Consider the following 14,538-nt stretch of genomic DNA (forward strand, 5'->3'; position numbering starts at 1 on the left):
TCCTAACAGGATATGTCAGGGATAGCGACCGTTCCCGATCATGGATATATGGATTAATTCCTTGAAATTTCCATCATATTCCACTTGTCATGATCCATGACGACATGTTGCACCACCTCCATCAGCCATCTTGCCGGACCGCTTAACAGTAAAATCGCCGTGGTCCAGGTCCGCAGCCATTGCTACCGCTTGCCAGATTGCGGTCGTACTCGCAAAAGGACATTCATGTCTGCGTTGGAGGAGGAAACCGGATGAACCAGATCGACCTCGCGGGCGGCATGGCCGCGATTACCGGCGGTGCCCAGGGCATCGGTCTTGCCATTGCCGAACGGCTGTTGCGCTCCGGTGCGTCGGTGGCGCTGTGGGATCGCGATGCGGCGCTGGCCGGAGAGGCCGCGGCGGGTCTGTCGTCGCTGGGCAGGGCGGTGGCGGTGACCGTCGACGTCACCGACTACGCCAGCGTCGAGAAGGCCCGCGATGTCACCGTGGAAAAGCTGGGCGGGCTTGACATCCTCGTTTGCAATGCGGGGATTGCCGGACCGTCGGCCAAGGTCTGGGAGTATGACCTCGACGCCTGGCGCGATGTCGTCGACATCGACCTGAACGGCGTGTTCCACTGCATGCGCGCGGTGGTACCGCACATGATCGACAAGGGCTACGGGCGGATCTGCTCGACGGCCTCGATCGCCGGCAAGGAGGGCAACCCGAATGCGGCCCCCTACAGTGCCGCCAAGGCCGGCGTGATCGCGCTCACCAAGTCGCTGGGCAAGGAGCTCGCGGGCTACGACATCGCCGTCAACTGCATCACCCCGGCCGCCGCGAAGACCCGGATCTTCGACCAGATCAGCCAGGAGCACATCGACTACATGCTCTCGAAAATTCCGCGCGGGCGTTTCCTCAAGGTGGAGGAGGCCGCGGCCATGGTCGCATGGCTGGTGTCGCGAGAGAACAGCTTCACCACCGGTGCCGTATTCGACCTTTCGGGCGGTCGCGCCACCTACTGAGTACCCGCGGTCGCACGACAAGGTCTGGACTCCGCGGTCCATCGTCCGCACATGAGAAGCATGAGCAAGGGCACATCGATCGAACCCGGTCGCGCGGCCGAGGTCGAGAATTTCGTCGCGGAGATGCGCAGGCTGCAGCCGGTACCGCAGGGTGGCCGTCGCGCCCGTCTGATTTTCGCTCTCGATGCGACCGCATCGCGCAGGCCCGCATGGGACCGGGCGAGCCGGGTCCAGGGCGAGATGTTCCTCGAAGCCGACAGGCATGGCGGCCTGGACGTGCAGCTCGCCTTCTACCGCGGTTTCGACGAGTGCAAGGCCAGCCGTTGGGTTTCCAGTGGCAAGGCGCTGGTCGACCTGATGGCACGGGTCGACTGCCGTGCGGGCACGACCCAGATCGGCCGCATCCTGCGCCATGCCGCCAATGAGGCCGGCAAGAAGCCCGTGCAGGCGCTGGTCTTCATCGGCGATTGCGTCGAGGAGCCGGTCGACAGCCTCGGCAACCTTGCCGGGGAGCTGGGAATGCGCGGGGTCAGGGCATTCATGTTCCAGGAAGGCGGGGACGCCGCAGCGGGTTTCGCCTTCGGCGAGATCGCGCGGCTCACAGGCGGAGCCCATTGCCGCTTCGATGCGGGCTCGCCCGGCGAGTTGCGGGCCCTGCTCGGCGCGGTGGCGGCCTATGCCTCGGGCGGACTGAGAGAACTGCGCCGGCTGTCGGCGGGTGGCGTCGGCGCGGCGAGGATGCTGGAACAGAGGATGGGCTGAGCGATGGTCCTCTATTTCCTGCTCGGCATCGCGGCTCTCGCCGCCCTCGGCTGGGCCGCCCGCAATTTCACCTCCATGAGGCCGCAGGACATCGCCCATGCGCTGCGCACCTTCTTCGCCGTCCTGAGCGGGCTTGCCGGCATGGGACTGATGGTCGCTGGCCGTTTCGGCATCGCTCTCATGCTGCTGCTGGCCACGGCCATCACCGTCCGCAAGCTGAGGAGCGGCAGGCGCGGGGCCGATCCTTGGGCCCGGAACGCCGGCAGCACCACCGGAACCAGCGAGATAGAGACCCGGTTCCTGCGCATGCGCCTGGACCGGGCCACGGGTGAAATCGACGGCGAGATCATCGACGGCGCATTTGCGGGCCGCAAGCTGGCTTCCCTGTCCCTGGGAGAACTTCTCCAGTTGTTGCATCGGGTGAGGCTTGATGACGCGCTCAGCGTCTCCCTCGTCGAGGCATTCCTCGATCGTCATCATCCCGACTGGCGGGAGTTTAACGACTCCACGCAGGGTGACGATGACGGCAGGTCCCGCAGTGGCGACGTTCACGACGTGATGACCGATGCCATGGCACTCGACATCCTCGGCCTCCGGGATGGCGCCACCGCCGAGGAGATCCGGCAGGCGCACCGCCGCCTGATGGCGCGCTTCCACCCCGATCATGGCGGCAGCACCTATCTCGCCAGCCAGATCAACCGCGCAAGGGAGCTGCTGCTGTCACATCTGGACACCCCGTCCGACTGATCGCCGCCGGCGCCGGGGGGCGGTATTTTGTCGTCGAGAACCATCGGTATCCTGTGACGTTAACACTATCTTACCGACTTGGCGCTAGGGTGGCGGGCGAACACAGCACTTCCACCGTGGCGTCCGTGTCACAAAGGAGTATCGCTTTTTGCCGTCGAAGGACCGAAAGTACGGGGCGTCATGGTTGATATGCGGCTGCCCAATTGGCTAAACCGTGCATGCCCGTAAGAAACTTCACTTCGGCTCGCCGTCATGATGCGGCATGTCTGACCTGACGCTTTTTGAGGATCTGCGATGTCATCGATCAAGAAAGTTGTCTTTCCGGTTGCCGGGCTGGGCACCCGCATGTTGCCCGCCACCAAGGTCATGCCGAAGGAAATGCTGCCCGTGGTGGACAAGCCCATCATCCAGTATGCGCTGGAAGAGGCTGCCGAAGCGGGTTGCGAACAGTTCATCTTCGTCACCGGCCGTGGCAAGACCATCATGGAGGACCACTTCGATCGCGCCTTCGAGCTGTTCGAGACCCTGCAGAAAAAGCGCAAGGAGAAGGAACTCCGGCAACTGGTCGATGACGTGCCCGGGGCCGGCGAAGTGATCTACACCCGCCAGCAGGAGCCCAGAGGGCTCGGCCATGCCGTCTGGTGCGCCCGCCACGTCGTCGGCAACGAGCCTTTCGGGGTGATGCTGGTCGATGACCTCATTCACAGCCGGACACCGTGCATGAAGCAGCTGGCTGATGCTCATGGCCGGACTGGCGGAAATGTCATCGCGGTGATGGAAGTCCCCGAAGAGCAGACATCCCGCTACGGCGTGGTCGATCCGGGCGCGCGCGACGGGCAACTGGTCGAAGTTCGCGGCCTGGTCGAAAAACCCGATCCGGCGGAAGCACCCTCACGTTTCGCGGTGATCGGTCGATATATTCTCCTTCCCGAGATTTTCGACTATCTGTCCGCACACCAGATCGGTGCCGGTGGCGAGATCCAGCTCACCGACGCCATGGAACGCATGATCGGCAGCCGCCCGTTCCACGGCCTTTCCTTTGAGGGCCGGCGGTTCGATTGCGGCGACAAGCTCGGTTATCTTGAGGCCATCGTCGCCCTGGCCCTCGAACGACCGGAGCTCGGCGATCAGCTGCGCTCCATTCTTGCCACCTATCACCGCTAGTTTTTTCAAGGATTTCTTGTCATGCGCATTGCAATGATCGGCACTGGCTACGTAGGACTCGTTTCGGGGGCCTGCTTTGCCGAATTCGGCCTCGACGTGACCTGTGTCGACAAGGACCAGCGCAAGATCGACATGCTGCTCGAAGGCCGGATTCCGATCTATGAGCCGGGCCTTGACGTGCTGGTCGAGCGTCACAAGCGCGAGGGTCGGTTGCAGTTCACCACCGACCTGCGCGAAGCCGTGCAGAACGCGGATGCCGTGTTCATTGCCGTAGGCACCCCCACCCGTCGCGGCGACGGCCATGCCGATCTGACCTATGTCTTTGCAGCCGCCGAAGAGATTGCCGAATCGCTGGTGGAGCCGATTGTCGTGGTCACCAAGTCGACGGTCCCCGTGGGCACCGGCCGCAAGCTGGAGGCTATCTTCAGGGCCAAGCGTTCGGATCTCGAGATCCACGTCGCCTCCAACCCCGAGTTCCTGCGCGAAGGTTCGGCCATCGAGGATTTCCTGCGCCCCGACCGCGTCGTCTGTGGCGTCGAATCGGAAAAGGCCCGCGATGTCCTGAGCCAGTGCTACCGGCCGCTCAACCTCAATGAGACGCCGATCCTGTTCACCGCACTGGAAACGGCCGAACTGATCAAGTACGCCACCAACAGTTTTCTCGCCACCAAGATCACCTTCATCAACGAGATGGCCGATCTGTGCGAACGGGTCGGCGCCGACGTGCAGATGGTGGCCAAGGGCATGGGGCTCGACGGCCGCATCGGCCGGAAATTCCTGCATGCGGGCCCCGGATATGGCGGCTCCTGCTTCCCGAAGGATACCCTTGCCCTGCTGCGGACCGGCGAACAGCACAATTCGCCCCTGCGCATCGTCGAGACGGTGGTCAGCGTCAATGACGGGCGCAAGCGGCAGATGGTGCGCAAGGTCATCAATGCCTGTGGCGGCAATGTCGGCGGCAAGACCATCGGGGTGCTCGGCGTCACCTTCAAGCCCAACACCGATGACATGCGCGACAGTCCCAGTCTGGTGATCGTCCCCGCTTTGAAGGCCGAAGGTGCGACGGTCAAAGCCTTCGATCCCGAGGGCATGGACGAGGCGCGCAAGATGATGCCGGAAGTGGACTGGCAGGACGATCCCTATTCGGTGGCCGAAGGTGCCGATGCCGTGGTCATTCTGACGGAGTGGAACATCTTCCGTGGTATCGACCTTGACCGGTTGCGGGAAATCATGCGCACTCCCGTCATTATCGACCTGCGTAACATCTTCGATCCGGCCGTGGTCGCCCGCGCCGGTTTCGCCTATACGAGCATCGGCCGACCCTGCATGGGAAACGGTCTCGAAAGCCGGACGGCCGAGAAGGTCGAAGCCAGCCCGAAGGCGGGAGCGCTGGCCACGAACTGAAGCCATAGTGCATCGACCCAGACGGATCATACTGATCTGACTGGATAAATCGATGCAAAAACAAGGAACTAGTGCTCGGATGAATGAACGAAGTGAATGCGTCTGAGCAATAGGATTGCTCGAAAGCCCGATTGTGCGGTAGAGCATCCCGATTTGGGAAAAATGGAACGAGGGCGGCCTTCGCCCTCGTTTGTCTTGTCTACGTCTAGGGAATTGTCCGTCCAGGGAGTTGATCGATGGCCGATGGTCATGAGTTCCATTCATCCGTGCTCCGCGAATACGACATTCGCGGAATTGTCGGTACGACGCTGCATGCTGCGGACGCGCGTGCCATCGGCGCATCGTTCGGCACCATCGCGAAAGGCGAAGGGCGCAGCCGGATCGCCGTCGGCCGGGATGGCCGACTGAGCTCTCCCGAGCTGTCGGCGGCCCTGGTCGAGGGCCTGTCGTCGACCGGCATGACGGTGCTCGACATCGGCCAGAGCCCCACGCCCATGCTCTACTTCGCCGTGCACGAGCTGGAAGCCGATGGCGGCATCCAGGTGACCGGCTCGCACAACCCGCCCGACTACAACGGCTTCAAGATGATGATGGGCAAGGCCTCGTTCTTCGGCGAGCGCATTGTCGAACTGGGCCGTATCTCCGCTTCGGGCGCATGGGCGAACGGTACCGGCAGCGTCGAGCATGTCGACGTGTTCGACCGCTACGTCGCGCGGCTGATGCAGGACTATCACGGGAAGCGTGATGTGAATTGCGTCTGGGATGCGGGCAACGGCGTTGCCGGGCCGGCCATGGAAGCGCTGGCGAACCGTCTTCCCGGCCGTCATGAGTGCCTCTATGCCGAGGTCGACGGAACCTTCCCCAACCACCATCCTGATCCTACCGAGGAACATAACCTCGTCGATCTGATCGCCAGGGTGAAGGAAGGCGGCTACGAGATGGGTATCGGCTTCGACGGCGATGCTGACCGCATCGGCGTGGTTGATGGCAAGGGGCGGATCATCTGGGGCGACCAGATCCTGCAGATCCTCGCCGGCGACGTCCTCGAACGCCATCCCGGTGCCACCATCATCGCCGACGTCAAGGCCAGCCAGATCCTCTTCGACGAGATCGCGCGGATGGGTGGCAAGCCGCTCATGTACAAGACCGGCCACTCGCTGATCAAATCGAAGATGGTCGAAACCGGTGCGCCGCTTTCGGGCGAGATGTCGGGCCATATCTTCTACAAGGACAGGTTCTACGGTCACGACGATGCGCTTTATGTCGCTGTACGCCTGATCGATATCCTCGCCCGTGGAAAGACCACACTGGCCGAACTCCGCGACCGGATGCCGGAAACCTTCAATACGCCGGAAATCCGCTTCGACTGTGCGGAAGAGCGCAAGTTCGAGGCCATCAGGGCCATCAAGGCCCATCTGGCGAAACTCGGAGCGACCGTCGATGAAACCGACGGTGTCCGCGTCAACAGCGGCGACGGCTGGTGGCTCCTGCGCGCGTCCAACACCCAGGCGGTGCTGGTCGCCCGGGCTGAAGCCAAGAGCGAGGCGGGGTTGAACGAGCGCAAGGACGAGATCAGGGCCGCACTCGCTGCCGCCGGACTCCCGGCACCCGCGGGCTTCTGACCTGCCTGGCCAGGTTCTCCGTCGAGGCAAGGCCGCTTCCCTGGCTGAACCCGGCCCCGTCCAACAGTTCCCGAGTGACGACCGCCCATCCGGGCAACTGCCCGGGGATTGACAGGATGCAATTTTCGGTCCTATGGTCTGACCAATTCATTGGGGAAGGCAGACCATTCGACTGGAACCCGTTCGTGCGCTGACATCGACGACCGCCGTTGTCGAAGCGATCCGCGCCTTCATCATCAAGGAAGGGCTGAAACCGCCCCAACGGCTGCCGCCGGAACGTGAGCTGATGTTGCAGCTCGAGGTCGGCCGGTCCACGGTGCGCGAGGCCCTGCGGCAGCTCGAAGGAATGGGTGTGGTCGAGCGCCGCATCGGTTCGGGCACCTACCTCACCCGTTCCATCGAGGAAAACACCGTCCACCTGCAAGTCAGCCTGTCGCTGCGCCAGACCGAACTGCTCAACGGCCTCGAGATCCGTCGCGGACTGGAAAGCGAGGCCGTGACACTCGCCGCCCTGCGGGCCGGCGAAGGCCAGCTCTCGATCATCGAGAGGCACCTACTGGCGATGGAGGAGCACCATGCCCGCACCGGCGCCGGGTCGGCACGGATCGACGTGCAGTTCCACCAGGCCATCTACGAGGCGACCGGCAATCCGCTGTTCGTCCAGCTGATCGGCTCGCTGAACGACATCTTCGCGACCTTCTTCACCAACCCGCTCAAGCAGCCGGGCTTCGCCGAACGCTCGTTTCCATTCCATCGCAAGCTTTTCGAAGCGATCCGTGATCGCAATCCGGAGGCTGCCCGGCAGCACATCAACGACATCCTCGACGTCGTCGAGGAGGATCTGAAGGCGGCTTCATGACCGACTCGTTCGCCACCATGCTTGTCCATGACGATCTCGAATCCGGGCCGGTGGTGCCCCCCATCCACCAGTCCTCGCTGTTCACCTTCGACAACGTCGCGCAGATGGTCGAGACCTTCTCCGGCGGGAACGAGCGGCCTATCTATACACGCGGCAACAATCCCACCGTGCGGGTCTTCGAAGACAAGATCGCGGCGCTGGAAGGAGGAGAGGCGGCGCGCGGCTTCGCATCGGGGATGGCTGCGATTGCCGCCACCATTCTTGCCTTCGCACGCAGCGGTGACCGCATCGTCTGCGTGCGCAACGTCTATCCCGATACCTACAGGCTGATGCGCCGTCTGCTGGTCCGCCTGGGCATCGAAACGGTATTTGTCGACGGTCGCGATCTCGACGCCCTGGAAAAGGCGCTCGAAGGCGCGAGCCTGCTCTATCTCGAGAGCCCGACCAGCGTCATCTTCGAGACCCATGACATCCGCGCCCAGGCGGACCTTGCCCGCCAGGCCGGAGCAGTCTCGGTCATCGACAACAGCTGGGCCACCCCGGTATTCCAGCGCCCGCTGGCGCTGGGCGTCGATATCGTCGTCCACTCCGCATCCAAGTACATTTCCGGACACAGCGATACGGTGGCCGGCGTCGCCATCGGCAGCCGCGAGCGGATTCGGCAGATCAATACGCTGACCTACCCCTTCCTCGGCGGCAAGCTGGCTCCCTTCGAGGCATGGCTCCTGTTGCGGGGGCTGCGAACGCTCGGTTTGCGCATGCGCCGGCACAATGACAGCGTGACCCGCGTTTCCGACTGGATGCGGAAACGTCCCGAAGTGGCGAAGATCAACCTTCCGGAATTGTCAAACGCCAGCGGTGCGCTTTCCGGCCGCGGTGGACTGTTCAGCATCGAACTGGCCGATGGCGTCGACCCCATCCGCTTTTGCGACACGCTCCGGCTCTTCCGTCTCGGCGTCAGCTGGGGCGGCCACGAGAGCCTCGTCTTTCCCATGGCCGTCGGCCTCAACCAGGCCGGCGAGCATAACGCACTCGTCGATTTCGGCGTGCCGCCGCAACTGGTGCGGCTCAACATCGGGCTGGAAGAGCCCGAGGATCTCGTCGCGGACCTCGATATCGCCATCAGGGCCGCAGCAAGAAACGGCAAAGGGAGCCAAGGATGAGAAAACTGCTGACAACCGTAGCCCTCACCGGAACGCTGTTCATGTCCGGCCAGGTGTGGGCCGAAACCACATTGCAACTGGTGGAAGTCATTACCAGCCCGGCGCGTACCGAACACCTCAAGGGCATGATCGCCCAATTCGAGGAGACCAATCCCGACATCAAGGTCGAGGTCACCTCGCTGCCATGGGGTCAGGCCTTCGAGAAGCTGGCAACCATGGTCCAGGGCGGACAGATCCCCGACGTGGTGGAAATGCCCGACCGGTGGATGGCGCTCTATGCCAACAATGGCGCACTGGTCGATCTCAGGCCGCTGATGGAACAATGGCCCGAAGCCGCCAACCTGACCCAGGCGGCCCGGGATTTCGGCAGTGTGATCCCCGGCGAGACCCACATGATCCCCTATGGTTTCTACCTGCGGGCCATGTTCTGGAACAAGAAGCTGTTCGCCGAGGCCGGTCTCGACGGTCCGCCCGAAACCATGCAGGACTTCATGGACTATTCGGCGAAGATCTCCGAACTGCCGGGCAAGTCCGGCTACTGCCTGCGCGGCGGTCCCGGCGCCACCAACGGCTATATCATGTGGATGCTCAACTATCTGGGCAAGAACGAGTTCTTCACCGAGGATGGAAAGTCGACACTCGACGATCCGAAGGCGGTGCAGGGCCTTCAGTTCATCCAGGACATGTACCAGAACGGTTTTGTCCCGCGCGACAGCGTCAATTGGGGATTCAACGAGATCGTTGCCGGTTTTTATTCCGGCACCTGCGCCATGCTCGACCAGGATCCCGATGCGCTCATCGCGGTCGCCGAGCGCATGAACACCGACGACTTTGCGGTGGCACCGATGCCACTGGGGCCGGACGGCAAGTCGTTTCCGACCATCGGCTATGCGGGCTGGTCGATCTTTTCCGCCACGCAGCACGAGGACGAGGCCTGGAAGCTGGTGCAGCACCTCTCCAGTCCTGACATGAACATCGAATGGTCCAAGTTCGTCGGCGTGATCCCGATCTATCAGGGTGCCGAACAGGATCCCTATTTCCGTACGCCGCAGTTCGAAGGCTGGTTCACCGAGATCAACGATCCGCGCTGGGAACCGGTATCCATGCCGACCTATCTGGAAGAGTTCGCCTATTTTGCCGATGTCACCTCGATCCAGACCGGGCAGGAACTGCTGCTCGGCCAGCGCACGCCCGAGGATGTCGCGACTGAATGGGCCGGGGACTTCACCGAGGCCTATGCCAAGTGGAAAGCCAAGCAGTAATGGCTGCCCACGGCAAGCCCGCCCCCCCTCGCGGGGGGCGGCTTTCACTCATGCTGGAGCCATGGTGCTACCTGTCACCAGCACTCGTCCTGATCGTGATGGTAATGGTGGTGCCGCTGTTCGTCGGCATCAGCTATGCCTTTCAGGACGTGCAGATCCTGAAACCCTTCAGCAGGGGCTGGATCGGGCTCGAACACTTCGAGAAGCTGCTCACCGGGGACAAGGTGTTCTACCGTGCGCTCGGCAACACGGCATGGTGGACGATCGCCAGCGTCACGCTCCAGTTCGCCTTCGGCCTCGGACTTGCCCTGCTGCTCAATCGCAAGTTCGCCGGCAAGCGGCTGGTGCAGGCGATCGTCCTGCTGCCATGGGCGGTGCCGACCTTCCTTTCCGGCCTCACCTGGGCCTGGCTGTTCAATCCGGTCATCGGGCCGTTGCCGCACTGGTTCTTCGCGCTCGGGCTGATGAAAGAACCCTATTCGATCCTGGGGGATCCCGGCCTCGCCATGTGGGGACCGATCATCGCCAATGTCTGGTTCGGCATTCCCTTCTTCGCCATCACCCTTCTGGCCGCGCTGCAGGCCATTCCCGACGAGATGTACGAGGCCGCCGCCATCGACGGCGCCACCGACCTGCAGCAGTTCCTGCACGTCACCCTGCCCTATCTCGCGCCCATGATCGCGATCACGGTTCTCCTGCGCACCATCTGGATCAGCAATTTCGCCGATCTCATCGTGGTCATGACCAATGGCGGGCCCGCCAATACCACCCAGATCCTGCCGTCCTTGATCTTCACCACCGCCTACAAGCAACTCGACTTCGGCTATGCCTCGGCTATCGCCTGCGTACTTCTGGGCCTGCTCTTGCTCTACACGGCCATCCTGTTCAGGCTGCGCCGCAACATGCGATCGACGACATGAAAAAGAGCCCGCTTCGCATCATCGCCCACAGGCTCGGATTGTTGGCCTACGTCCTGTTCGCCCTGTTCCCGCTCTACTGGCTGTTCAAGATCGCCGTCACCCCCGAATCACTGCTCTATTCCGAGGGTGTGCGCCTGTGGCCCTCGGCCATGAGCTTCGACAGCTTCACCAAGGTGCTCACCGCCACCGACTTCCCGGCGTTCTTCAGGAATTCGATCGTCGTCGCAGGCGGAACCGCCTTTTTCGTCACGATCTTCGCCTCGCTTTCGGGCTACGCCTTCTCGCGCTTCCGCTTTGCCGGCAAGGCCCTGATCGTGGGGCTCATGCTGCTCACGCAGATGTTTCCCATCGTCATGCTGATCGCTCCGATCTACCGGCTGATGACACCGCTGGGACTCACCGATTCGCTGTGGGGGCTGATCATCACCTACACCGCCTTCAACGTACCGTTTGCCACCTTTCTCATGCAGTCGTTCTTCGAGGGCATCCCCAAGGAGCTTGAGGAAAGTGCCATGATCGACGGCTGCACCCGGTTCGAGGCGCTGCGCAAGGTCATCTTCCCGCTGACCCTGCCGGGCATGGCGGCCACACTCGGCTTCGTCTTCACCGCCGCATGGTCGGAACTGCTGTTCTCGCTCATGCTCATCAACAGCGAGGAAAAGATGACCTTCCCGGTGGGCCTGCTGAGCTTCATCGGCAAGTTCTCCGTCGACTGGGGCCAGATGATGGCCGCCGGCGTCCTTGCCCTCATCCCCGCCTGTGTCTTCTTCGCCCTCATCCAGTGCTATCTGGTCCAGGGCCTGACCGCCGGTGCGGTGAAGGGATGACGGTGTGCGATCATCTATTCAGCATGCAATCATGTCCAGCGGGTGTCTCGACACTCCCTCGATTCCGGTCTCGGTGATGATCGAGGTTCGGCCCAGCGTCATGGCGTGATTGCTGTCGCTGTCGGCGATGATCATATGCAGGAAGAAGACCATCCCCGGTTGCATGATGACCGGATTGCCGGCGTAGAACATCGGCCAGTCCATCCAGCAGGGCGCGTAGACGGTGCCCAGCGAATAACCGCAGGCGTTCAGGCGGTGGGCTGCGAGGCCGTGGGCGTCGAGCGTGCGGGCATGGGCATCGAATACCTCGCCCATGCTGCGGCCGGGGCGCAGGGCCTCCTCGCAGGCGAGCAGCGCGTCGCGGGCAGCCTCGTGCAGTGCCTTGTGCCGGTCGTCGGGCTGGCCGACCACCAGCGTGCGCATGGCTGCCGCATGGTACTGCCTGTAGACGCCCGCCCACTCCAGGGTGAGCTGATCGCGACGACCGAGCTTCAGCCGACCGGACTGGTAGCGACACAGCAGGGCATGGCGTCCCGAGCCGATGATGAACGGGTTGCCCGGATAGTCGCCTCCGCCCTCGAAGATCGCGTCGTGCATCCGGGCGAGGATCACGCCCTCGTCCGCTTCCGGTCCGGTGGCGGCGATGGCCGCATCCAGGGCGGCATCGCACAACTCGCCCGCACGGCGGACATAGGCCAGCTCGGCCGGTGACTTGACCAGACGCAGGTGCGTGACGAGACCGGAGGCATCCACCAGTTCCGCCCTGCCGTCGAGTGCTGCCTCGATGCGCCGGCCATTGGCATGGGTGAGCCCCTGGGTTTCGCTCTCCATGCCGATCCGCTTGCCGGTCAACTCCAGCTCCGCCAGCAGGTCGCGCAGGTCGTCGGCGGGCGTGGCACCGTCGCGATCCACCCAGATCCGGATATCATCGATGATCGAGGTCAGTTGCGCCTGCCTCAGGTCGGGCGCGCGGGTGAGCAGGATCATGCGGCCATCGGCACGCACCACCAGCGACTGGAAGAAGCAGTAGCCGAACGTGTCGTAGCCGGTGAGCCAGAACATGCTGGCCTGATTGAACAGCAGCAGGCCGTCCAGACCGGCGCTGTCCATGGCATCCCGGACCTTCTCCAGCCGGGCGGCGAACTCGGTGTCGTCGAAATGCAGGCTCATGCGTCCTCCCCTTCCTTCCCGAGCCCGATACCAGCTGGCATGCAGGCGAGGCAAGCGACTGGTGCAGGCGCCGTCACACAGCTATCAAGATGCCGCAACGAAGGAGACGCGCATGGCACACTGGCTGATGAAGACCGAACCCGGCGACTATGACTGGGACAGGTTCGTTCAGGATGGCAGCACGCAATGGGACGGCGTGCGCAATCATCAGGCGGCAGCCAACATGCGGGCGATGAAGACGGGCGAGGAGGTATTCTTCTACCGCTCGCTCAAGGATCCGGCCATCGTCGGCGTGATGCGGGTGATCCGGGAGGCCTATCCTGCCCCGGACGATGATACCGGCAAGTTCGTGCAGGTGGACCTCGAACCGTTGAGGCCGGTGAAGAACGAGGTACCGCTCAAGGCGATCAAGGCCGAGCCGGCGCTGGAGGGCCTTGCCCTGATCCGCCAGTCGCGGCTGTCGGTGATGCCGGTAAGCGACAGGCACTGGACGGTCCTGACGACCATGGCCGGGCTTTGACGGACCGATACCGGCTGTCATGAACATCCCCTGGCCCGACCCGCGCCGGACGCGGCCCTTCCTGCTGGCGATCGGCCTCGGCACCGTCGGCGGAACATTGTTCCACCTGATGCACCTGCCTCTGGCCTGGATGCTGGGGGCCATCGTCGCGAATACCGTGGCCAGCATGGCCGGGCTGTCGTTGCAGATCCCCCGGACCCTTCGCGATCCGATGGTGGCGATTCTGGGCGTGCTGCTGGGCTCCGGCTTCAGCATGGAACTGGTGCTGTCAGCCATCGACTGGCTGCCGACCATCGCCATCCTTCCCCTCTACGTGCTCATCGTCGGCGGTGTCGGCTTCCTCTATCTGCGCAAGGTGACCCGGCTCGATACGCGCACCGCGTATTTTGCCGCCATGCCGGGCGGATTCGGCGAGATGATCATCATGGGCGAACAGGCCGGCGGAGACATCCGCCGCATCGCCCTGATGCACTCCACCCGTATCCTGCTGATCGTCATGACCGTGCCGTTCATCGCCCGCCACATGCTCGTGGACGGGACGATGCCGGTCGCCGCGGCAACCGGCACGGCGTTCGAATGGCAGCTCTCCGAAATTGCCGTGCTACTCGGCTGCGCCGTACTCGGTTATACGATCGGCCAGAGGATCAAGCTGCCGGGCGGCACCATCGTCGGACCGATGATCCTCTCCGCCATCGCCCATATCGCCGGCCTTGCCCACACCGCACCACCCTTTTTCATGATTGCCGTCGCCCAGCTGGTGATCGGTTCGGGCATCGGCGCTCGCTTCAGCGGCTTCACCCTGCGGGAGGTGGCCAGGACCCTGCGTTCGGGTCTCGGTCTGGTGCTGGCCATGTTCGGCGCGACACTTGCCGTGGGCGCACTCGCCCACTACCTCACCGGCGCGCCGCCACTGGCCCTCTTTCTCGCGCTGTCGCCCGGCGGCGTGGCGGAAATGAGTCTCGTCGCCCTGGCGCTCGGCATCGAGCCCGCCTATGTCGCCACCCATCACATCATCCGCATCTGCCTCGTGGTGATGATGGCCGGCCCCGCCTTTCGCTGGCTCGACGACGGAAGGGAATGATGCCGTCGAGGGATCATGGCGCTTGACATGTTC

Annotated in this window: 13 protein-coding genes and 1 pseudogene; 13 read left to right on the forward strand and 1 reads right to left on the reverse strand. The window is 63.4% G+C overall.

Features of this window, described 5'->3' with window-relative positions; genetic code table 11:
* The first annotated feature begins 251 nt into the window (after positions 1-251).
* The 11 genes and pseudogenes from H6851_16120 to H6851_16170 all read left to right on the forward strand — a co-directional run bounded on the left by H6851_16120 (position 252) and on the right by H6851_16170 (position 11,734).
* Positions 252-1,004: an SDR family oxidoreductase gene (locus H6851_16120; protein ID MCB9945133.1), complete on the forward strand. Its 753-nt coding sequence runs from the start codon at positions 252-254 to the stop codon at positions 1,002-1,004.
* A gap of 51 nt (positions 1,005-1,055) precedes the next feature.
* Positions 1,056-1,766: a VWA domain-containing protein gene (locus tag H6851_16125; GenBank protein MCB9945134.1), complete on the forward strand. Its 711-nt coding sequence runs from the start codon at positions 1,056-1,058 to the stop codon at positions 1,764-1,766.
* Positions 1,767-1,769: 3 nt separating this feature from the next.
* Positions 1,770-2,513: a molecular chaperone DnaJ gene (locus H6851_16130; GenBank protein ID MCB9945135.1), complete on the forward strand. Its 744-nt coding sequence runs from the start codon at positions 1,770-1,772 to the stop codon at positions 2,511-2,513.
* Positions 2,514-2,807: 294 nt separating this feature from the next.
* A complete protein-coding gene (galU, locus tag H6851_16135; protein ID MCB9945136.1) occupies positions 2,808-3,677 on the forward strand; it encodes a UTP--glucose-1-phosphate uridylyltransferase GalU in 870 nt (289 codons plus the stop codon).
* A gap of 21 nt (positions 3,678-3,698) precedes the next feature.
* On the forward strand, positions 3,699-5,081 hold the full coding sequence (locus H6851_16140) for a UDP-glucose/GDP-mannose dehydrogenase family protein (protein MCB9945137.1): 1,383 nt from the start codon (positions 3,699-3,701) through the stop codon (positions 5,079-5,081).
* A 236-nt stretch (positions 5,082-5,317) separates the two neighbouring features.
* Entirely contained in the window at positions 5,318-6,703 is a 1,386-nt protein-coding gene (locus H6851_16145) for a phosphomannomutase/phosphoglucomutase (protein MCB9945138.1), read from the forward strand.
* A 211-nt stretch (positions 6,704-6,914) separates the two neighbouring features.
* Positions 6,915-7,562, forward strand: a pseudogene (locus H6851_16150) (FadR family transcriptional regulator).
* On the forward strand, positions 7,559-8,725 hold the full coding sequence (locus H6851_16155) for a PLP-dependent transferase (protein ID MCB9945139.1): 1,167 nt from the start codon (positions 7,559-7,561) through the stop codon (positions 8,723-8,725). The pseudogene H6851_16150 and the gene H6851_16155 overlap by 4 nt, the downstream one beginning before the upstream one ends.
* Positions 8,722-9,987: a sugar ABC transporter substrate-binding protein gene (locus tag H6851_16160; protein MCB9945140.1), complete on the forward strand. Its 1,266-nt coding sequence runs from the start codon at positions 8,722-8,724 to the stop codon at positions 9,985-9,987. Before H6851_16155 ends, H6851_16160 begins: the two co-directional genes overlap by 4 nt.
* The gene (locus tag H6851_16165) at positions 9,987-10,907 is read left to right on the forward strand and encodes a sugar ABC transporter permease (GenBank protein ID MCB9945141.1); all 921 of its coding nucleotides are present in this window, start codon (positions 9,987-9,989) and stop codon (positions 10,905-10,907) included. Before H6851_16160 ends, H6851_16165 begins: the two co-directional genes overlap by 1 nt.
* Positions 10,904-11,734, forward strand: a complete 831-nt coding sequence (locus H6851_16170; GenBank protein ID MCB9945142.1) for a carbohydrate ABC transporter permease — start codon at positions 10,904-10,906, stop codon at positions 11,732-11,734. Before H6851_16165 ends, H6851_16170 begins: the two co-directional genes overlap by 4 nt.
* Positions 11,735-11,752: 18 nt before the next feature.
* Here the strand turns inward: H6851_16170 and H6851_16175 are convergent, their stop codons facing one another.
* Positions 11,753-12,904: an aminopeptidase P family protein gene (locus tag H6851_16175; GenBank protein ID MCB9945143.1), complete on the reverse strand. Its 1,152-nt coding sequence runs from the start codon at positions 12,902-12,904 to the stop codon at positions 11,753-11,755.
* Between the two features lie 112 nt (positions 12,905-13,016).
* On the opposite strand from H6851_16175, the gene H6851_16180 reads away from it, so the two are divergent.
* Positions 13,017-13,424, forward strand: a complete 408-nt coding sequence (locus H6851_16180) for an EVE domain-containing protein (protein MCB9945144.1) — start codon at positions 13,017-13,019, stop codon at positions 13,422-13,424.
* A gap of 19 nt (positions 13,425-13,443) precedes the next feature.
* Complete coding sequence (locus tag H6851_16185; GenBank protein MCB9945145.1) at positions 13,444-14,505, forward strand: AbrB family transcriptional regulator; 1,062 nt, start codon at positions 13,444-13,446, stop codon at positions 14,503-14,505.
* Positions 14,506-14,538: the final 33 nt, after the last annotated feature.

The sequence above is a fragment of the Geminicoccaceae bacterium genome, from assembly GCA_020638465.1.
GTDB lineage: Bacteria > Pseudomonadota > Alphaproteobacteria > Geminicoccales > Geminicoccaceae > JAGREO01.

Coding starts and splice junctions, on each gene's coding strand:
- H6851_16160 (MCB9945140.1), top strand. CDS start 8,722: ATGAGAAAACTGCTGACAACCGTAGCCCTCACCGGAACGCTGTTCATG.
- H6851_16170 (MCB9945142.1), top strand. CDS start 10,904: ATGAAAAAGAGCCCGCTTCGCATCATCGCCCACAGGCTCGGATTGTTG.
- H6851_16185 (MCB9945145.1), top strand. CDS start 13,444: ATGAACATCCCCTGGCCCGACCCGCGCCGGACGCGGCCCTTCCTGCTG.
- H6851_16120 (MCB9945133.1), top strand. CDS start 252: ATGAACCAGATCGACCTCGCGGGCGGCATGGCCGCGATTACCGGCGGT.
- H6851_16145 (MCB9945138.1), top strand. CDS start 5,318: ATGGCCGATGGTCATGAGTTCCATTCATCCGTGCTCCGCGAATACGAC.
- H6851_16140 (MCB9945137.1), top strand. CDS start 3,699: ATGCGCATTGCAATGATCGGCACTGGCTACGTAGGACTCGTTTCGGGG.
- H6851_16155 (MCB9945139.1), top strand. CDS start 7,559: ATGACCGACTCGTTCGCCACCATGCTTGTCCATGACGATCTCGAATCC.
- H6851_16175 (MCB9945143.1), bottom strand. CDS start 12,904: ATGAGCCTGCATTTCGACGACACCGAGTTCGCCGCCCGGCTGGAGAAG.
- galU (MCB9945136.1), top strand. CDS start 2,808: ATGTCATCGATCAAGAAAGTTGTCTTTCCGGTTGCCGGGCTGGGCACC.
- H6851_16125 (MCB9945134.1), top strand. CDS start 1,056: ATGAGAAGCATGAGCAAGGGCACATCGATCGAACCCGGTCGCGCGGCC.
- H6851_16180 (MCB9945144.1), top strand. CDS start 13,017: ATGGCACACTGGCTGATGAAGACCGAACCCGGCGACTATGACTGGGAC.
- H6851_16165 (MCB9945141.1), top strand. CDS start 9,987: ATGGCTGCCCACGGCAAGCCCGCCCCCCCTCGCGGGGGGCGGCTTTCA.
- H6851_16130 (MCB9945135.1), top strand. CDS start 1,770: ATGGTCCTCTATTTCCTGCTCGGCATCGCGGCTCTCGCCGCCCTCGGC.